Raw genomic sequence first — 20536 nt, 5'->3', positions numbered from 1 at the left:
CGTTAATAGATAACAGTATGCCGCAGATTACTTGGATAAAGCTTAAATGATGCTATCTCTTATAATATTTGGCTTATGCGCCATTTTGCACAATAGAAGCATTCTGTTTTACATTTCAAGTAAACTCACTTACTATAACGATGCACTTTTTAGATCATATACTGCGTACTGCGCGCCGCCATATTCAATCTTCACACCCGACGATGTTGCCCACTGCGCGATGTCAGAATTTCTGCCTGATCCACCGCCGCGGCTACTGTTATCCGCAACGTAGTAGCGTACTTTTCCGGTAGCGACGAGTTGCTTGAACGACTGAAGCGTGAGCGTCAAATCGCTGCCATTAAATCCGCCAATTGCCATAACCGGATGCTTGGTTGACAGCTGAATCGGCGCCGACGTATTTGCACTATCAACTGCCGCAATCCACGTTGCGCCCCGCTGATTCGCAAGCAGAAATTTTACGAGCACCGCCTCGGCAAAGGCAGTTTCGTTGTTTGTATTATTCATCGCGCTTGCGTTTGGTCCAGCCGTTGGAATGCTACCGCTATGCGCTACCAAAACCGTTGAAATACTATACGCAATTGGAGCAGCACACGCCGAAATTACTGCGCAGGCGAGCGCCATTCGCCGCAGCCGCTTTGAAATGCGCGGAGGTAATATGACCGTTATGCCCGTAGCGGCAACTCCTGCTACGCCGACAATCCACATAAGTATTGTCCAATCATTGCGATAGCCAAGCATAATGACGCTCGTGATTGTTGTTGTCGCGATTGTTAGCGGCACGATCCACCAAACATGCGTACGGCGCGTATAGGCTTTCCAGATATACGGCACGCCAATTCCAACGAGTGCCGCTACCGCCGGCGCCATCGCCACGACATAGTACGGGTGAATTGTGCCGCTTGTCATGCTAAACACTACAATGTGAATAAACAGCCACCCTAGCCACAAGAGCACACCGGCACGCTCTTTGTTATCACGCGGTGCGCGGCGCAATAACCAAACAACCAATCCGCCGCCAATTAGCGCCGCTGGAATCAGCCACGCAATATTCGGACCAAAGCTCTCATTGAAGATGCGCAGCACGCCCATCTCGCCGCCAAAACCAACACAGCCTGGTCCGCCGCCTGCACCGCCAGGCGCGCCTCCGCGTCCGCCGAACAAACGCCCAAAGCCGTTATAGCCAAATATTAAACTCCAGATATTGTTGTTATTCGTACTGCCTATCCATGGACGATATGCTGCCGGTATCAACCACACGAGCACGCTCCACCAAAATGTTGACGCCACCGTCGCGATACTAGCAACACTCAAATGCCGCACGCGCGTCATAACCGCCGGCTTCGCGCACGCTATGTACAACACCGCCATGACAGGCAAGACCAGCAAGCCCTGAAGCATTTTCGTGTTAAAAGCAAACCCCGCGAGCAACCCGGCTACGCTCAGCCACAGCGCCGATTTTTTACTATCAAACGCACGCAAAAATGCATATGCGCTCGCCGTCAAAAACAACGTCAAGAAACTATCGGGGTTATTAAATCGAAACATCAGCGCAGCCGCCGGCGTAAGCGCCATCACCGCACCAGCGATCAACGCCGATTTCACGCCATACCAGCGCCGCACCGCCATATACACCAACACCACCGTTGCTACACCTGCCAACGCATGCGGCAACAGCATACTCCACGACGAAAAACCAAACACGCGGCCGAACAATCCCATAATCATCGTGCTGACGGGCGGCTTGTCAACGCTCATGAAATTCGCTGCGTCCAGACTACCAAACAGCCACGCCGTCCAATTCACACTCGCCGCTTGTGCAGCGGCAGCATAATAGCTATTCGCCATGCCGTTGATCGTTATATTCCATAGGTACAGCATTGACGCCATGAGCAGCAAACCGCCAAAGCCCGCCGCTTCAAACAGTGTCGCGCGGCCATACTCGCCGCGCACGCGCGACAAACCTTTGATATCTTCAGTCACCGTTTTCACAATATGAACGCGCGAATCAGTATCCTCAATCCATTCCACCGGTTCCTCATGAATTGTGTAGCCTTCATACTCTGCTTTTACGAGCAACTCGGTGTCAAAAAACCACGCTGTATCTTTCACGTGCGGCAGCAATTGTTGCGCAACATCACGGCGCATCGCCTTGAACCCGCACTGCGCGTCGACAAACTTTGTATGCATCGTCCAACGAATCAGCCTATTATAACAACGCGAAATAATGTCGCGTTTTAGACCGCGCGTTGTTTGCGACTCTTTCATTAGCCGGCTTCCTACTGCAATCGCTGCATCGCCAGTCACGAGCGGCGTAATCATTGGTACGAATGCACCTAAATTCGTTGATAAATCAATATCCATATAGCTGACAATGTCAGCGCGGCTTTGCAGCCACACTTGCTTGAGCGCCCGCCCGCGACCTTTTTTTCGGTAAGCAGACTGCGCGTACAGCAGGGAAGTGCTCAGCGAGTATTGCTGCCACTTGACGCGTGCCGTCCGCACTGCCATTATCAACGATGGCAATCTGATAACGATACGGCAGATTATCATCCATATAAGCGCATAGCGTACGCACTGATTTTTCCAGAATATGCGCTTCGTTAAGTACGGGCAGGACAATATCAACCGTTAGCGTACGCGGGTTAAGCGCGCAAAGCGGCGTTGTTTTACATCTTGACGCCGCAAGCGCGGCTGTGTAATTGATAGCGGTAGTTTTCACGCGCGTTACTATACGAGCGCATCATGAAAGGAACCTTAAAAAAATACTGCAACACGTAAAGGCAGCAGACAAAAGATACTCTGTCTGCTGCTATTACGTAAATACGCTACGCTATTAAACGTAATTTATCGTGTTGCGCGTACCTTTTTTGGCACAGGTTTGGTTTCTTTCGCTCCGCCCGCCGGCACCGTTGAATGCTGAATGCGACCGTCTTTGATGCTAATCTGATAATCGCATTTGTTCGCCAAATCATTATCATGCGTAACAATCACAAGCGTAACGCCTTTCGTTTTATTGTAGCCAAATAGCAGCTTCTCAACACGCGCGCCGGTTTCGCTGTCCAGATTTCCCGTCGGCTCGTCGGCAAAAATAATCTGCGGCTCATTCACAATCGCACGCGCAATCGCCAATCGCTGCTTTTGCCCGCCCGACAAATCACGGGCGCGGCTCTTTCGTTTTTCATACAAATCAACCGCCCGCAACGCCGCATCAATTTTACCCGCCCGTTCGCCATACGGCACGTGCGCGATTTCGAGCGGTAGGCTCACGTTATCAAATACACTCTCATTGCCCTCTACAAAGAAGCTCTGAAAGATAAAACCGATTTCGTTTGCGCGGAATCGATCAACCTGCCGTGGTTTTAGCTTCAAGATATTACGACCGCCAACAAACACGCGACCTTTTTGTGGACGATCAAGTCCGCTCATGGCATGCATTAGCGTCGACTTGCCGCTACCGGATTTACCGATAATCGCTACACTTGCACCATCAGGAATCGCTAGCGTGATATCATGCAATGCCGTGAATACATTCTGTTTTTTGCCATATGTTTTCGTAACCTGTTGTAATTCAATCATCGCTTTCCTCCTATTCCGTTCTCAGTGCTTCTATTGGGTCAAGCTTTGCCGCTTTGCGACTTGGGAAGAATCCGGCAAGCATCGCCACTATAACCAACGATACCAGCACTATGATACCGGCGCTCGGCGTAAAAATAAGTAGGTGATTTTTACCGAGACCGATAGCACTACTGATAACCGGATTAAGCGCCGTACCTGTTATCCACGCAAGCAAAACACCAACCGCACCACCGAAGAAGCCGATCCACGCCGATTCATAGCGGAATAGTTTGCCGATATCGCGGCGGCTCGCTCCAAGCGCTTTCATCAGCCCAATTTGCTGCGTACGTTCCAACACCGAAATGTACTGCGTGTTCACAATCCCAAACACGCTCACAATCAGGGCAAGTACGCCAAAGCTTAGAACAATCGTCTGAAGAATGTTAACAAACTGGAACAGCATCTGCTGCGCATCTCTCGCCGTCATTGCATGAAAACCAGATTTTTCAAGCGACTCTTTGGCGGTATCTGGCGATACGCCATCGACTGTTGTCGCAGTAACCATTAAATACTTATGATACGCATCAGTGCCGACCGTACTAAATTCGCTGATTTCTTTTGCCGCGCTTGGAGCAATAGAAATGCTTGATCGGCTCGCCATCTGATCCGGCGACTTTTTTGTCACTGCAACAACTGTAAATTCTTTACGCAATTCTTTCGGCTCAACTAGCGCCCTGACTGCCGCTTCGCCGCCTTCGGCGTACGCCTTGGCTATCACTTGGTTGTCGACTTTTTGCGGCGTTTGTGCCACTACAACAGTTAATTTCTGCCCAATGATATCGTACGGACGTTTCACGCCAAGCGTCTCCAGGTATGACTCCGGAAGTACCGCTTCGTTAGCTTTGAGTTCAACACCCGCGTCAAGCGATTTGCCGGCCGCAGTCTCAGTGCGAATTGAATTATCGCGCATCATTACGTTAGCGATATATTTTTTGTCTTTCACGTTGCTAAAGCTAACATATTTTGGCTGCAATTGATACAATGGTTCAACATCCTTAATCTGTTTATTTTGGCGTAATTTATCAATATCCGCCTGCGTCACCGATTCGTAGTCTTGCCCGTAATACGAGGTTGCATTTGGGTTATACTCGCGCAAATTCGACGCCGCACCCGTTGTCGCTCCTCCTGCGACAAGCTTTTTATCTTTAGTAATAATTAGCCCCTTAGGATTGATATTATTCGCGATAATACGGTCAATATATTGCCGCGCACCTTCGCCGGCCATCAAGCTCACCGTAATTGCGAAACCGCCGACGCTGATCGCGAGAACAGTGAGGATGGTACGCATACGTGCATGCCTCAGATTTCGACCGGCACGCTTGATGATGTCAATTCGTCTCATGAAGTACCTTTCATTTATTGCTATTACTATAAGTAATAGTTTATACAAGGTACTATAACTAGTCAAGCAGTAACGTCACGACGCCTGCGTTGCCTCATGCTTAAAATGCTTCATGCCGTGACAACGTAAAAATACAACTAGTAATATATTCGCTGCCACTAAAAATATTGTTAGTATCGATATACTTTGCCAAAACATGTCCTGCCCTAAGCCGCCAGATATTGCTTCGCGAAAAGCGCGGATTGAATACGTCATCGGCACAAACGGATTAATTGCTTGGAACAGAGCAGGCGATAGACTGATCGGAAAAACACCTTCAGCAGAGCCAAGCTGTAATACAAGTAGCAACATCGCCAAGAAACGCCCAACGTTATCAAGCGCAATCGCGAGTAGCGCCACGATTGACATAAAGGTTAGCGATGTTACAATTGACAATCCGACAAATTGTGCCGGGTGTGCTACATGAAGTCCCAACCCAAATACCATCACCGCGTCAAGCACCAATGCTTGCGCCACGCTCTCAAGTGCCAGCACCGATATTTTTGCCAACCACCACGAACGTGCATTTTTCGGCATACTATAAAATCCGCGAATCGGATAAATTACGCAAAATGCCAACGCACCGACAAATAGCCCAAGTGATAGTACGTACGGTGACAGCGCGTTACCATAGTTTGGCACGTCACCCTGCACGTGATGATTGGCGGCAACGGGTGATACGATTTGCCGCACCGTCTGATCGCCTGTTGGTTGCAATGCAAGCTGATTTGCTGCTTTGGCCAATTTACCGGACAATTCGCTTGTAGCAGATGCGAGCTGCGCTGAACCATCCGTAAGAGCACCAGAGTTTACTGTTAGCTGTTTTACACCAGATGATAGCCGGCTACTACCAGATCGCGCATCGGCCAGTCCCTGCGTCAGCACTGCTGCGCCATTTGATAGCTGCACTGAACCGCGGGACAATGTCGTGTAGCCATTGAGTGCCGACACTAGATTAGGCGAAAGGGTATTAACACCGGTATTTAGTGTGCTAACGCCAGCACGTAAGGCTTGTTGCTGCTTGGTGATAGTAAACTGTAAGTTCTCTAAATGAGTTTTTAGTCTTGCGCCGGATTCTGCAGCACTTTTTACCAACTCCCCTTGACGCGACTGCAGCGCTACAACATCAGCTGCCACACTGTCAACCTCAGCAGCCGCACCCACGCCTACTGCCGCCACGCGCTGCTTTAACGCTGCTAGTTTACATTCAACTTTTGAAAACGACGCCGCAGAGTTAGTGATATAAACCGGACACTGAGCTGGATCCAGCGGCGCAAGCGTAACGCTGAGCTGCGTCAAATTGCTCGTAAGCATCTGAGATTCTTTCGTAATTTCTGCTGCTAGCTTTACTGCTTCCGGATTATTCGCGCTAACCTGCGCCGCTAGCGTATTCATACCATTTTGCACCTGCTTCGTACCAGCGATCAGCTGATCGACTTGGTTTTTTGCCGGCAAACGTTTTTGTAGTTGTAATAGTCCATCTGTAAGTGCTACTGAACCAGCATGTAACTGCGACAAACCGTTCTGGAGTGAATCCGCCCCCGCTGACAGTTGCCCGACGCCGCGCGTATACGCCGCCAATCCGCCTGCCAGCCGATCGCTGCCGCCATGCAATGCAGCTGCACCTGCCGACGCTTGCGATAACCCCGTACCAAGTTCGCCAACCTGCGCCATCACTGCGCTCACATATGCGGTACTAACTTTAGCAGAGACAGATCGCACAACCTGCTGTGCCGCTTGATTGCTAATCACCGAGCCTACAAAATTACGCGACGGGGTTGTCGTGTACTCAACAACGCTCTGTTGCGGCGACGATGTTGTAACTGTCGCTGCTTTTGCCGAAAAATCGCGCGGAATCGTAATACGCATATAATAAGCGCCGTCGTTCAAGCCTTTCGTTGCTTCGTCTGCCGATACAAACTCCCACTTCATGCTATGATTATGCTTTAGGTTATCAACCGTTTGCTGCCCGATTTGTACAAAATTGCCGTTAAGCACCGCGCCCTGATCTTCATTCACGACAGCGACAGGCAAATGCTCAGTGCTGCCATACGGATCCCACACGCTACCAAGGAAAAATCCACCATACAAAATCGGAATGATTGACAATGCGATACACGAAATTAACAGCATACGGTTATGTCGTAAATTCGCCCATTCGGCACGAACTGCATCACGCCGATCGCGCAATTTTGCTCTTATTCTTTCAGTCATAACATCTCTCCTTTGAGTGCGTCGTCGATAATCTCTTGCATCGTCACACTAGATAAACTGCGCCGCCACGCCAATTCCGCTTCGTGCATTTTTTCCTGTACCACAGACATACCTTTTTCAACAGCGCGACGGCGATTCTTAAACACGCGCTCAACAATGCCCGCCGGCTGGAAAAACGGCTCATCACCTTCAATCGCCTCAACGACCATCAATAGCGTGATCAGCCGCATCGGTTGTACCAATACAAATCCGCCTTTTGCGCCAGGTTCGGACGAGATTAGCCCTGCAATGACAAGTCGCCGCGTGATTTTCGTCAAATACGACGGCGATACCGCCATACGCGCACTCAGTTCGCCGTTAGTAATAGGGGATAGGTTACATGACGCAATAAGCGCCAAAATACAACACGCTTGTTCAGTCGCTGTTGATAGTCTCACGGGACGATACTCCAATCATCGATAATTTATATCTATAATCTATGATACGCAATTTGCGAAAAAAGTCAACCGTCTATTTACCATTTCGTGCCTATAGACAAATTCACATGCTATAAAAAGAAGTCCCCCTCCTTTTTACCGGGGGACTTCCCTCTATTTTAGGCTAGTAGCCGTGTTTTCACGCCGTAGAAGAGCGTTTTTCTACATGTACCCGCCCATACCGCTCATATCTGGCGTACTTGGAGTTTCTTTTTCTGGGACATCAACTACTAACGCGCCCATTGTCATTGCCGTGCCAGCGATTGAGGCAGCATTTTGAAGCGCCTCTTTAGTAACGCGCACCGGATCAACAACACCGTTCTTCTTTAGGTCAATTAGTTCGGTTGGGTGGTTCACATCAATACCTTGCCCCGCCTTAGCCTTACGCACTTGCGGCAACCATTCGTCAGCGTTCAAACCGGAGTTTGCAAGCAGAATACGGAACGGCTGCTCCAGCGCGTTTACAAGCAATTTCTCACCCGCCACGACTGACGCATCTTTACTGCCTGCATATTTATAGTTACCAGCTAAATTAACCAATGTCACGCCGCCACCCGGCACGATTCCTTCAGCAAGCGCCGCTTTAACCGCCGCAACTGCGTCGTCGACACGATACTTCTTCTCTTCAATCTCCGTCTCAGTCGCACCACCGACTTTAATCACTGCAACTTCGCCCGTCAACGCCGCTTGGCGCTTCAGCAGGTTATTGCGTGTATAATCGCTTGATGTCTCTTCAACCTGTACATCAATTTGGTCAACACGCGCCTGCACTTCACTCTTGCTGCCTGCGCCCTCAACGATCGTCGTCACGTCTTTTGTGGCGATAACTTTGCGCGCTGAACCAATCACGTCGCTGCCAACGTTGTCAAACGTCATGCCCGTATCATCAGTAATAACTTTTGCACCAACTAATGCTGCAATGTCATACAGTACATCTTTGTCGCTTGGCGCTTTGATAGCAAGCGTATTAAACGACCCTTTTAGACGATTCAGTACCAGCAGGCTAAGCGCTTCGCCATCTACATCATCAGCAATCAGCACCAAATCCTTCTTACCGCTTTGCGCAATCATCTCAAGCAGCGGCACAAATTCTTGCGCTGACGAAACTTTCTTGTCGGTCACCACAACCGCCGGCTTGTCGTACACTGCTTCCATGCGCTTTGGATCGGTCACCATATATGGACTGATAAACCCGCGTTGTACCGTGAAGCCTTCAACGACTTCGCTTTCCAACTCTAGACCACGTCCTTCTTCAACTGTCACAATACCATTCGGACCGATTTTGTCCATTACATCGGCAATCAGCGCGCCGATCGCTTCGTCGCCTGCCGAGATCGTCGCAACTTCTGCCACGCGCTTTTTATCGCCTTTGATGTCTTCTGATAATTTAGTCAGTTCTTTAGTAACTTCAACCGCAGCACGCTCCAGTCCTTTACGCAACAGCATCGGATTATGTCCAGCGGCAATCAGCTTGTTTGCTTCGTGCAGAATATGATAGGTCAGCACTGTCACTGTCGTCGTACCATCACCCGCGACATCATTCATCTTGTTGGCAGCTTGTTTAATCAGCTCAGCACCGACTTTAAAACCAAGCGTTTCGTCGTCAATATCAGCAATATCAATGCTCTTTGCTACCGTTACACCATCATGTGTTACACTCGGACCGCCATAGCTTTTACCGACCACAACATTACGCCCCTTCGGACCCATCGTAGTTTTGACTGCATTGTACAATACTGCCGCTCCACCTAAAACGCGGCGGCGCGCGTCTTCATCGTAAAAAACTTTTTTCGCCATATATTTACTCCTCTACTGTTGCGAGAATATCCTCGTCTTTGATAATCAAATATTCTTCCTTGTCAAGTTTGATCGTTGTCGCTGCGTAATTTTTATACACAACATTTTGACCATTCTTCACGTCCTTAACGTCCGACCCGACGGCTATAACTTTCGCCGCCTCTGACTTTTCTTGAGCCGATTCAGGGAGCAGAATCCCACTCGCAGTTTTACTCGGTTTCTTCTCCTTGACGGCGACAACGAAGTGCGCCATCGGCTTGATTGGTGAACTCATCAATTACCCCTTTCGTATTAACTGGCACTCTCTATGCAAGAGTGCTATTTCTAGCACTCAGTATATACGAGTGCTAGAAAATGTGCAAGAGGTTTTATGAAAATAATTTTGAGTTCCTGGTGAATACTATAAGCATGAGCACGGCAGCTACCCTGAAATGACCTGTACATGTCATGTATCGACGCCTGAAAGAGCACCCGCTTGCGCGATGACGTCGAATGTCCTGAGGGTAAATATAACAATTCCGCAGAAATCATCATTCAACATATTAGCCAAAATAGCGCAAAATAGCGGCTAGCCCGCCGCTATTTTAGAAACTTTCGATTTCGCCTCGTCTAACTTTCGATAACGGTACCGACCTGCCCATCAAGCGCGTCGCTTGCATGCTCAAGACTCGCAATGATAGCGCGACGACCTGGTTTTTGTGCGAATTTCATTGCTGCTTGCACTTTTGGTAGCATACTGCCCGGCGCAAACTGTCCAGCGTCCACATACCTTTGCATTTCCTGCACTGTTGTACGTCCGATCGCGCGTGCTGTCGATTTTCCATAATCAACCATCGCGTTATCGACTGCCGTCAAAATCACTAGCGCTTCCGCATCAACAGCATCAGCAACGACTGCCGCAGTGAAATCTTTATCAACAACCGCCTCAACGCCTTCGAGCCCTTCGTCTGCAGTTTCGATGACTGGCACACCGCCGCCGCCGCCTGTGATAACTGTCACGCCAGCATCAAGCATTGCCTTTACTGTATATTCTTCAACAATTCGTAACGGCTTCGGAGACGGTACGACGCGGCGCCATCCGCGTCCGGCATCTTCCTTAAACACGAAATCCCTGCCGTTTGCCGCAGCGCTAGCATCATCTTTCGTTTTGTAGAACACACCGATCGGTTTCGTCGGGTCTTTGAACGCCGGATCATCTTTGTCAACAACAACCTGCGTCACGACTGTCGACGCAACGCTATGCATATGACGGCGGCTAAACTCATCAATCAGTGCCTGCTGTAGCCAAAACCCAATTGCACCCTGGCTCATCGCCACGCACGTATCAAGCGGAAATGTCGGCACCTCCGCCGTGTTTATTGATTCCTCGTGCAGAACAATATTACCGACTTGCGGACCATTACCATGCACGATCACCAATCGATATCCGCTCAAGATCAACGGCACCAGATGACGCGCCGTTGCATCGGCAACACGCTGCTGCGCGTGCGCCGATGCCTCACCTTGTTTTTGCAGGGCATTGCCGCCCAATGCGACGACGACTGTTTTCCGGTTCATCAATGAATCATCCCGAACAACGCGATCACAACGAGGCTAATCACGGCAAAGACTATCATAATCGGCAGCGTACGCTTCAGCCAGGTACGGTACGATACGCCAGCGAGCGCTAGCCCACCCATCAGTGACGCAATCGTTGGCGCCATCATATTAAGCACGCCAGATGCTGTTGCGAAAGCCGCCACGACAACTTCCTTGCCAACACCAACCAGCTCAGCCACTGGTGCAATAACGGGCATCGTTGCCGCCGCCAAACCAGACGATGACGGAATGATAAATGACATTGGCAGGAAGAAAATATACGCCAGCACGCCAACAAACCCTTGTCCGACATGTTTCAGCGAGTTTTCACCCCAGCTAATAATCGTGTCTTGTATACCGCCATTCTGCATAACAACACCAACACCCGCCGCCACTGCGATAATAAGAGCAACGCTTAGCAAGTCAGCTGAACCTTTCAGGAACGAATCAACAACAAACACTTCCTCTTTTTTGAACTGGTGGTAGTAAATTGTCGCAATCACGATTGTTGAGATCAAGAATAGTGCTGAAATCTCGTTAAAGTACCAATCACCAAACGGAACTGAGTGTCCAATACCAAACACTGCACCAATTACTGGCATATCGCTTGCCGCAGTGTACAGATCTTTGAAAAGTGTTACGCCCCACTTTTCCCATGGCATGAGCGAAATGGTCATACATACAAACGTCAACGCGAATACAATCATCACCGCAACACGCGAACGTGTAAACTTTGGCACGTTCGTCATATCAAGCGCTGTCGTTACCGGTTTATAGCGCACATCATCTTTGTAGTTGCCTTTTTTCACTTTCGCAGCATAGCGCATCGTAAACACGATCGCCGCAACCAAACACAATAGCCAAACAATTGCCTGAACGCCAAGCACTTTATTCAGCTCGACACCGGCAGATTTTGCTGCAATGCCTGTCGAAAATGGATTCAGCGTTGAGCCAAGCACACCAGAACCGGCACCGAGCACAATCACCATCACTGCGGTCATCGCGTTGTAGCCAGCTGCCATCATGATCGGCACGACGAGCGCATAAAAGGCTACCGTCTCTTCTTGCATACCGTATGTTGTACCGCCGATCGAGAAGAATGTCATCAGGATCGGAATAAGCCACTTCTCTTTGCCTTTCATCTTACGGAGCAATGCGCCAAGCGTCGCATCAAGCGCGCCGGTTTTCATCATCACGCCCAAGAAACCGCCAAGGATGAGGACGAACACGATAACATCAAGCTTTTCAGACATGCCTTTAATCGGTGCGATGAAGGCATCCCACAGCCCTTGACGACCATCATGCGTGACAGCATTACCATCGTCGTCTTTTTTTGGCTCACCGCTATCGTCGAGGTCAACAATCTTTTGCTTGTCAACTTTCGAGTACGTACCTGATTCGCGGTTACCGTCTTTATCGAGTTTATACTGACCAGATGGTATCACCCACGTCAACGCCGCCATTAACGCAATCACAACGAACAGTACGGTAAACGCCGATGGCGATCGCAGCTTCTTCTTAACTTTTTTAATTTTTTCTACCATTTTGGAGCCTCCTTCACTCCGTTATTTTACAGCGTCAACGCCATGACGGCCTTGATGGTATGCATACGATTTTCAGCTTCGTCAAATACGACACTATGTTTGCTGCGGAATACTTCATCAGTCACTTCCATACAATCAAGGCCGTACTGATCGTGGATCTGCCGACCAATCACCGTATTTGTGTCATGGAAAGATGGTAAGCAATGCAGGAACTTCACGTTTAGGTTGCGCGTCTGCTCAAGCATTGCGCGATTAACTTGATACGGCTTGAGGAGAGCGATACGTTCAGCAAATTGATCTTCTTCGCCCATTGATGCCCATACATCGGTATAGATTGCATCTGCACCCGCAAGCGCCTCGCTGTGATTGTCGGTAATCATAATTTTCGCACCAGTCTCGGCAGCGATCGTACGCGCCGTTTCGAGAATGTCACCAGTCGGGTGCAATTCACGCGGCGCCAATATTCGAAAGTCAACGCCCATTTTTGCCGAACCAATTAACAAGCTATTCGCCATATTATTGCGCCCATCGCCGACAAACACCAGCTTCGCACCTTTCAACTTACCGACATGCTCTTCAATTGTCATGAAGTCTGCCAAGATCTGCGTCGGGTGGAATGTATCAGTCAAGCCGTTCCACACCGGCACATTTGCGAATTCCGCCAAGCCTTCAACTGTTGAATGGGCGAAGCCGCGGAACTCAATACCGTCAAACATGCGACCAAGCACCTTCGCCGTATCTTCAACCGACTCTTTCTTGCCAAGTTGGATGTCGTCTTTGCCTAAGAATTCCGGCGCCACACCGAGATCGTTTGCAGCAACCGTGAATGCGCAGCGCGTCCGCGTTGAGGTCTTTTCAAATAACAGCGCGACCTGCTTGCCTTCGTGCAGACGATGCGCTTGGCCATCTTTCTTTTGGCGCTTCAATTCATGCGCTGTATCAAGCATTAAACGGATTTCGCTCGGCGTGAAATCTTTTAGCGCCAAGAACGACCGCCCCTGCAACTCACGCGAGAGCGTCCATTTGCCGGATGACACAACACTTGCGCTTGGCTCTGCTTTTTCGATAAACCGCGGCGCAACCATGCTCGGTACGCTTGCAACCGGAACGCTAACTCCGCGATTATCATTCACTTCAATGCGGCGCTTCAATTCCTCACGCACCAGCGGCATACTCATACAGCGCGGGCCGCCGCGGCCACGACCAAGTTCCGAACCGGAAATCTCAATCACTTCAACGCCAGCATCGCGCAGCTTCTGGTTCGTCACATAGTTACGATCATATGTCACCACCACACCCGGCGCAATTGCAAGCGTGTTGCTTCCATCATTCCATTGCTCGCGCGCTGCTGCAATTTCATCACCGCCGCCACACTCAATCAGCGTAATCTTCGGAAGACTGAGCGCTACGCGCAACGCATGCTCTAGATCATTTTCGCGCGTAATCTTCGGGTATTTCTGCCCTTCAACTTTCTCTAGAATAAACAGATTCAAGTGGCCTTCGGCGTCGCGAATCTCCGGATGAATCGTAAATTTATCGTAGTCAATCATCGTAAACACTGTGTCAAGGTGCATGAATGCATGGCTCTTTGGAATTTGCAGAGCGATGATTTTCTTAAACTCCGATCCGGCAAACAAGTTTGCCGCCATCGTTTCGATCGCTTCCGGTGTCGTACGCTCGCTGATACCGATTGCCATTGTCGTACGATTCAGGATAAGCTCGTCGCCGCCCTCCATTGAGAATTTCTCATCGCGGTTGTACCATACTGGGATATTCTTACCGGCAAACCGCGGATGGTGGTCAATGATATAGCGCATGAACAGTGATTCGCGGCGTCGTGCCGGCCAGTGCATGCGATTAATCGTCAGCCCGCGCCCGATTGCCGCCGCTGGATCGCGCGTAAAGTACAAATTCGGCATTGGATCAAGATAGAATGGATAATGATCCTGCTCAACCATGTCATGTAGCTGCTCACTATGCTCGGCTGGCAAGTTGATTTCATCTTTACGTACGCCCGCCATAATCTTACGTACCATTTGACGCGGCTCCATGCCAAGCAAGTATTCTGCCAGTGCCCGCGTAACGCGACGTTCGCCTTGCTTACTTGCCGCAAGCATCTCATCGACAAATTGCCGCCGCACCGCGTCGTCCGCCAATGATTCCGCCGCCAGCTCGTCGAGATACAGCACCTCAATACCACGCTCACGCAATACGTTCGCAAACCGGTCGTGCTCTTCTTGTGCTACTTTCAAATGCGGAATGTCGTCAAACAACAAATCATGTAATGTTTCCGGTGTCAGATTCTCTAATTCTTCGCCCGGGCGATGCAATAGCACCGTACGAAGCCGTCCAATCTCTGATGTAATATAAATAGGTTCGTCCACCCTAACCCCCTGCGGTTGTGTATGTTAATTGTTAATGCTTATATTGTAGCAGGTTATACTGTACGCGCAAGTAATCTACGATTATTCCACTATAAAATAGGCGAGCGTCCAAATAACCCAATCCACCCTACCCTATTCGGCTAGATTTTTTACACAAAAAGCCGTATCATAACCTTTATGAAAAAAATACTACACGCCCATCATCCATTTCGCATCTTCCTCGTTTCCGCCCTATTAACAATTGGACTGGGCGCATGGACGGCGTGCAATAAAGGAGTTGAAGCTCTCTGGCTGTTTGTTGTGCTTGTTCTCCTTGAGGTGACCTTCAGTTTTGACAATGCCGTTATTAATAGCCGTATCCTGGCGCGCATGTCAAAATTCTGGCAGGCGATGTTTTTAACAGTCGGGATTATCACAGCAGTGTTTGTAGTGCGATTTATCTTACCGATCGTCATCGTTATGTTATCGAGCCGACATGATTTTATGAGCGTACTTCATATGGCGCTTCATCAACCGGCAGCCTATAGCGCCACGCTGCATAGCGCCGCGCCAATTATTAATGCATTCGGCGGTACGTTTCTTTTGATGATTGGCATCAGCTATTTCATGGATCGCAATAAAGATCTCTACTGGCTTAAGCGAATCGAAAAGATGATGTCGCGATTCGGACGTTACGAAGTCTTTAAGGTATTCGTAATGTTGCTCGTCGCAATGGGACTATACACTACTGCCGACCCGGCACACCGCGAAGCAATTTTGGCAGCATCGGTACTCGGCACGCTCGTGCATTTAGCACTTGAGTTGTTTGGCGATTACTTCTCAGCGCGACAATCGCACGCCAAAGTATTAACCGGCATGGCGGCATTTGCTTCGTTCGTTTATCTCGACATTCTTGACGCTTCATTTTCACTTGATGGCGTAATCGGCGCCTTCGCGATTACTAACGACGTAATTTTGATTATCGCAGGGCTAGGCGCTGGTGCATTGTGGGTGCGGTCGCTAACAGTATACTTGACGCGAACAAACAAACTTGCAAAGTATCGTTACCTAGAGCATGGTGCACACTGGGCAATTTTAGCACTCGGCGTTGTTATGCTCGTAAAACTCTATCATGTCGATCCACCAGAATGGTTCGTAGGCTCAATTGGACTCGTCTTTATCGCCACTGCAATCGTCTCAAGCGTACTTGAAAAGACCTACGCCGACCATCGCAAAAAGCATTCAATCGCTCAGAAAATTAAAGCGCGCTTAATGAAGATATAGCCAAAAAACCTTTAAAACGCACAGTGAAGCGATCCGTTTTACAAAGGCCGACTCTTACAGTTGAGTTATTCCCAGCGAAACACGCGCGTTGAAATAAAATACACAACGACTGTCACGCCAAGCACCATCAACGTCTGCTCTCCGACAGCAGCCAAACTAGCATTCTCGGTCATAATCAGCCTTAGCCCATCAACTACCGGCGTCATCGGAATAAATTTCGTAATACCTTGCAGCCACTCTGGAAACAGATAGCTCGGGAAGAACGCGCCAGACAAGAACATCATTGGAAACGATACGAGATTCGTAAGCGGCGACGATTGGTTTTCATTCTTTGCCCATGAGCCGATAAGCAACCCCAAGCTCACCATCATTGCTGCCGCCAGCGCAAGAAACAAACTGAATGTTAGCCAGTCGCCGCGTATTTGAAAGTGGAACATCAAGTGCCCGACTAGCAGCATTGACACTGCACTCAGCAATGAGATTAGCGTATAGACGATCATCGTCGCCAAGATCAACTGTCCTGACGTAAACGGTGCTGCCTGCAACCGCCGATACGCGCCTTTTTGCTTCTCCGTCGGCATTTGATTTGCCAGACCAAAAATCCCCATACTCATCAAACTAAACGCCAACAAACCGGTAAACGTATAGTCAAACGTTTTCAACGCTTTATCGCCCACCGCCTGCGATACCACTTTTAGCGGCGCCTCCGGCTGTCCCATGCCTCTATTGATGCCGTCGACGATCTGCGTCATCACAGCGCTCAGTGTGCCGCCAGCTTGATCTGAGCCTTTTGCATAGAGCACATTAATTGTACCGCTCGGGCGACGGTCAGCACCCGGCTTGCCAAAATCTTTCGGCAACTCAATTATACCGTCTAGCTGCGAATGCTTCATTTTTTCCCTCGCCTCATCCATGCTACTAACGTCTTGAACTTTCAATACTGAAGTGCCGTCTTTCTTGGCGTTATCGACAAATTGTTTAGCAAATAGACTATCAGAATGATTGATAATCGCTACTTTTAGTGACGCCGACTGGTTATTGAAGATCGTGCCAAATACTAACAAAAAAATCAGCGGAAATAAAAAAGTAAAAAACAGCGCCATTTTATCGCGCATAACGCGCTTCGCTATCGCCACTACTTGGCCGAATACGCCCGTCCAATATGCTTTCATCAATCTCGAATCGCCTTTCCTGTTAAATCAATGAATACATCCTCCAAGTTAGCCTGCTCAACAACCTGTTTTTTCTTGAAACCACGTTTTAAGAGTGCCTGGATAAGATTATGCGGTGTATCAATCGTCAGAATTTTACCATTATCCATAATTGCTAGCCGGTCGCACAAAATTTCCGCTTCGTCCATATAATGCGTCGTCAGTATAATCGTCATGCCTTCATTGCGAATCTGCTTGATCAAATTCCACATGTTACGACGCGCCTGCGGGTCAAGCCCGGTCGTCGGTTCATCGAGAAACAATACTTTCGGTGTATTCACCAGCGTTGAGGCAATAGCGAAGCGCTGCTTTTGTCCGCCGGAAAGTTGCTCAACGTAATTTTTTGCTTTATCAGTTAATTGGACTTTCTCAAGCAGTTTATCAGCGTTCACCCGCGTACCGTACAAGCTCGCAAACATTTTCAGCTGTTCGCGCAAATTCAGCTTGTCATAAAAGCTTGTCGCCTGCAGCTGAATACCGATAATACGCTTAACTTTCTTCGGCTGTTTGGCAACATCAATACCGTCGATATGAGCTTGTCCGCCGTCAATCGGTCGAAGCGCTTCAAGCATCTCAAGCGTCGTCGTTTTGCCGGCGCCATTCGGTCCAAGAATACCGAAAATCTCACCTTCACCCACGCTAAACGACACGCCGTCTACTACGTTTGTTCTGCCGTAGGCTTTAACTAGACCGATTGCCTCGACGATTTGTTTCGTCTGCATTACATTTTCTCCCGTAGTCTTGTTTCATTCACTTTAGTATATCACCCCTTTCCCGAAAGCGTAGCAAGCAACTGTTTCAATATCAATCTTGTATCTACGGTTTCGCAGTCGTCTTAATATCAGCATGCTATTTGTCGATATCCATCAGATGAAAAGCAATGTCTCACGCATCCTTTTCTCTCGCGCGATCACACTTTCACTTGCGCATTAGTCCAAGGATCCAATAAGGTATTAGAGCTAGTGCTACATACTTAATTTTACTGAGGATTTGGGCTAAATTGCTGGACTAAATTTTGCAGATAGACCATTAAATAATTATATAACAATATGTTAAGAACATACTTAACATATTAGAATTATAAACAGATATAATAACTATAAATTTGTTAAAAGTTATTGATATAATAAATAAAAACATTTATAATAACAGCGTGAAACCGATTGTTCATATTAACCCAACTTTTGACTCGCAGTTAGTAAGCGAAATATTTTCTTTAGAGCGATTACGCTACATGCAGCTTGGCGGAACAACACCACCATGGCTTTTTTATGATTTAAAGGAGATTATGCACATTTTAGAAAGTGTTGCATCTGCTAGGATAGAAGGAAACCATACAACAGTAGCAGGCGCAGCACTTGATTCCCTCTCGTCTGATAAGCCAGCAGAGAATGAAGACTTTCAAGAGCTACGCAATATTCGTAAGGCAATAAAATTTATTGAGGAGAATCTTAGCGATGATAACTCACCGCCAATTACCCCAGGTTTTATACGAGAACTACAGAAAATAGTTACCGCCAACTTAAAAAACAGTGGAAGCAGAGCTCCTGGCATATGGAGGCAGGAACCAGTACACATTACGAAAAGCGTTCATCAACCACCAGAGCATGTTGAAATACCGGCGCTCATGCAGGATCTGTGCAGTTATATTGAAAGTAAAAGTGAAAATAAGACAGATATAATTAAGATTGCAACCGCCCACCACCGCCTAGCTGCGATTCATCCGTTTGATAACGGTAATGGTCGCACAGCGCGCCTACTAACTTACGCAATGCTCGTAAAATTGCGCTTTATTGACAAAACAAAGCGGACGATACTAAACCCATCGGCTATATTTTGTACTGATAGACAAAAGTACTATACTATGCTAGCAAAAGCTGACAGCAACAGGGTAGCAGACATGGAGGCGTGGTGCTTGTATGTTGCGCGGGGTATTTCCGCTGAACTTGAGCGGGTCAACAGATTACTCGACCGAAATTACTCATCCTCAAACATCATAGAACCAGCTATCAAAAACGCTCTTGATAGTAAATATATATCGCAGGAAGAATATGAGATTTTACGTATCGCTATGCGCAAAGACATTATCCAGGCGCAAGATGTAAGGCATATATTCGGCACGACGCCGTCAAAGATGGTTCAGACTTCTCGGGCGTTAGCTCATATGCGCGAGAAAAACCTTCTGATGGTACACCCAAACTATAAAAAGAAGTATGTTATGCGATTTGCCAACAACTATCTACTCTCCGATGTCTTAAGGGCAATGGACAAGAACAATTTGCTAGTAGTAAAAAATGAAACAAATGAGATATAGACACACGCATACCATGTTTAATGATAGGATACCGTCCACCGGTGAAAAAGTTGTTGCAAAGTTGCTACTCTATAATGAAGCAAATGAGGTTCTGGTGTTATACCGCAGCATGACGCATCCACATTTTCCTGGACACCCAGACTTTCCTGGCGGTGAAGTTGAGACAAACGAAGACTGGCGCGCAGCAATATGCCGAGAAACGAAAGAGGAAACGGGTATAATAATCATGCCCAATAACGTAACACACGTGCTGACAAAAGAACATACGCACGTGACACATGTTGTATATGAAACGCATGTACACGACAACCCCCAGGTGCAACTCAGTTGGGAACATAGTCAATATACGTGGCTCGCAAAGGAGAACCTTTTACGCATTACACCGGCAGGAGCAGACCAATATTATATTGATGTGGTTAATTATATTATAAGTAAATAGCCCGAAAAGATTCAGGCTATTCTATAATTATTAAGGTTATTGATAGCTAGAATCCAGTAAGTAATTTGAAGCGTACTGTTTCAATTCCATTACCAGAGCACATTGCTTCAAATTTCCATTTACCGTTTGCATCAACCGTGTTTGCATTTGCGAGACAACCTCCAACGTTCGCACCGCCCGCATCCAACGCAGAAAAAGTTATCTGGATATAGCCATTGATCGCTTCATCGGAATTGTTAGAAACAGCACCAGTAGCCTTTGTCGTGTATGGATTACTTTGCCGCGACCGCTGATCTAACCTCAGCGCGCTTCAGGCG

15 protein-coding genes and 1 pseudogene are annotated in these 20536 nt (G+C 48.2%); 3 read left to right on the top strand and 13 right to left on the bottom strand.

The window, feature by feature from the left end; genetic code table 11:
* Window positions 1-132 precede the first annotated feature (132 nt).
* The 11 genes and pseudogenes from J5A52_00855 to arcA form a co-directional block, all read right to left on the bottom strand.
* On the bottom strand, window positions 133-2526 hold the full coding sequence (locus J5A52_00855) for a glycosyltransferase family 39 protein (protein ID QUB37647.1): 2394 nt from the start codon (window positions 2524-2526) through the stop codon (window positions 133-135).
* Between the two features lie 321 nt (window positions 2527-2847).
* Complete coding sequence (locus J5A52_00850; GenBank protein QUB37646.1) at window positions 2848-3579, bottom strand: ABC transporter ATP-binding protein; 732 nt, start codon at window positions 3577-3579, stop codon at window positions 2848-2850.
* A gap of 10 nt (window positions 3580-3589) precedes the next feature.
* Window positions 3590-4960, bottom strand: a complete 1371-nt coding sequence (locus J5A52_00845) for an ABC transporter permease (protein QUB37645.1) — start codon at window positions 4958-4960, stop codon at window positions 3590-3592.
* Window positions 4961-5035: 75 nt separating this feature from the next.
* A complete protein-coding gene (locus tag J5A52_00840) occupies window positions 5036-7213 on the bottom strand; it encodes a YhgE/Pip domain-containing protein (protein QUB37644.1) in 2178 nt (725 codons plus the stop codon).
* A complete protein-coding gene (locus J5A52_00835) occupies window positions 7210-7650 on the bottom strand; it encodes an Rrf2 family transcriptional regulator (GenBank protein QUB37643.1) in 441 nt (146 codons plus the stop codon). The genes J5A52_00840 and J5A52_00835 overlap by 4 nt, the downstream gene beginning before the upstream one ends.
* Before the next feature lie 201 nt (window positions 7651-7851).
* Window positions 7852-9486 carry a chaperonin GroEL gene (groEL, locus tag J5A52_00830; protein ID QUB37642.1) on the bottom strand — a complete coding sequence of 545 codons (1635 nt, stop codon included), beginning with the start codon at window positions 9484-9486 and terminating at the stop codon, window positions 7852-7854.
* A gap of 4 nt (window positions 9487-9490) precedes the next feature.
* A complete protein-coding gene (locus tag J5A52_00825; GenBank protein ID QUB37641.1) occupies window positions 9491-9760 on the bottom strand; it encodes a co-chaperone GroES in 270 nt (89 codons plus the stop codon).
* A 335-nt stretch (window positions 9761-10095) separates the two neighbouring features.
* Entirely contained in the window at window positions 10096-11043 is a 948-nt protein-coding gene (arcC, locus tag J5A52_00820) for a carbamate kinase (GenBank protein ID QUB37640.1), read from the bottom strand.
* Window positions 11043-12608: a YfcC family protein gene (locus J5A52_00815; protein QUB37639.1), complete on the bottom strand. Its 1566-nt coding sequence runs from the start codon at window positions 12606-12608 to the stop codon at window positions 11043-11045. The genes arcC and J5A52_00815 overlap by 1 nt, the downstream gene beginning before the upstream one ends.
* Before the next feature lie 26 nt (window positions 12609-12634).
* Window positions 12635-13693, bottom strand: a complete 1059-nt coding sequence (argF, locus tag J5A52_00810; GenBank protein ID QUB37981.1) for an ornithine carbamoyltransferase — start codon at window positions 13691-13693, stop codon at window positions 12635-12637.
* A 63-nt stretch (window positions 13694-13756) separates the two neighbouring features.
* Window positions 13757-14992 (bottom strand): annotated as a pseudogene (arcA, locus tag J5A52_00805) (arginine deiminase).
* A gap of 177 nt (window positions 14993-15169) precedes the next feature.
* Here arcA and J5A52_00800 point away from each other — a divergent pair.
* Complete coding sequence (locus tag J5A52_00800; protein QUB37638.1) at window positions 15170-16255, top strand: DUF475 domain-containing protein; 1086 nt, start codon at window positions 15170-15172, stop codon at window positions 16253-16255.
* 65 nt (window positions 16256-16320) lie between these two features.
* On the opposite strand, the gene J5A52_00795 is transcribed toward J5A52_00800, so the two are convergent.
* The gene (locus tag J5A52_00795; protein QUB37637.1) at window positions 16321-17427 is read right to left on the bottom strand and encodes an ABC transporter permease; all 1107 of its coding nucleotides are present in this window, start codon (window positions 17425-17427) and stop codon (window positions 16321-16323) included.
* On the bottom strand, window positions 17427-18188 hold the full coding sequence (locus J5A52_00790) for an ABC transporter ATP-binding protein (protein QUB37636.1): 762 nt from the start codon (window positions 18186-18188) through the stop codon (window positions 17427-17429). The genes J5A52_00795 and J5A52_00790 overlap by 1 nt, the downstream gene beginning before the upstream one ends.
* Before the next feature lie 431 nt (window positions 18189-18619).
* On the opposite strand from J5A52_00790, the gene J5A52_00785 reads away from it, so the two are divergent.
* Together J5A52_00785 and J5A52_00780 are read left to right on the top strand one after the other, a co-directional pair.
* On the top strand, window positions 18620-19780 hold the full coding sequence (locus J5A52_00785) for a Fic family protein (protein ID QUB37635.1): 1161 nt from the start codon (window positions 18620-18622) through the stop codon (window positions 19778-19780).
* Complete coding sequence (locus J5A52_00780; GenBank protein QUB37634.1) at window positions 19761-20219, top strand: NUDIX hydrolase; 459 nt, start codon at window positions 19761-19763, stop codon at window positions 20217-20219. Before J5A52_00785 ends, J5A52_00780 begins: the two co-directional genes overlap by 20 nt.
* Window positions 20220-20536 lie beyond the last annotated feature (317 nt).

Source organism: TM7 phylum sp. oral taxon 349, assembly GCA_018127705.1.
Classification (GTDB): Bacteria; Patescibacteriota; Saccharimonadia; order Saccharimonadales; family Saccharimonadaceae; genus Saccharimonas.
Note: the sequence above shows the minus strand (reverse complement) of the source record. Positions and strands in the feature narration are given on the sequence as shown.

Coding starts and splice junctions, on each gene's coding strand:
- J5A52_00840 (QUB37644.1), bottom strand. CDS start 7,213: ATGACTGAAAGAATAAGAGCAAAATTGCGCGATCGGCGTGATGCAGTT.
- J5A52_00850 (QUB37646.1), bottom strand. CDS start 3,579: ATGATTGAATTACAACAGGTTACGAAAACATATGGCAAAAAACAGAAT.
- J5A52_00800 (QUB37638.1), top strand. CDS start 15,170: ATGAAAAAAATACTACACGCCCATCATCCATTTCGCATCTTCCTCGTT.
- arcC (QUB37640.1), bottom strand. CDS start 11,043: ATGAACCGGAAAACAGTCGTCGTCGCATTGGGCGGCAATGCCCTGCAA.
- groEL (QUB37642.1), bottom strand. CDS start 9,486: ATGGCGAAAAAAGTTTTTTACGATGAAGACGCGCGCCGCCGCGTTTTA.
- J5A52_00780 (QUB37634.1), top strand. CDS start 19,761: ATGAAACAAATGAGATATAGACACACGCATACCATGTTTAATGATAGG.
- J5A52_00790 (QUB37636.1), bottom strand. CDS start 18,188: ATGCAGACGAAACAAATCGTCGAGGCAATCGGTCTAGTTAAAGCCTAC.
- J5A52_00795 (QUB37637.1), bottom strand. CDS start 17,427: ATGAAAGCATATTGGACGGGCGTATTCGGCCAAGTAGTGGCGATAGCG.
- J5A52_00845 (QUB37645.1), bottom strand. CDS start 4,960: ATGAGACGAATTGACATCATCAAGCGTGCCGGTCGAAATCTGAGGCAT.
- argF (QUB37981.1), bottom strand. CDS start 13,693: ATGGTTGCGCCGCGGTTTATCGAAAAAGCAGAGCCAAGCGCAAGTGTT.
- J5A52_00825 (QUB37641.1), bottom strand. CDS start 9,760: ATGAGTTCACCAATCAAGCCGATGGCGCACTTCGTTGTCGCCGTCAAG.
- J5A52_00815 (QUB37639.1), bottom strand. CDS start 12,608: ATGGTAGAAAAAATTAAAAAAGTTAAGAAGAAGCTGCGATCGCCATCG.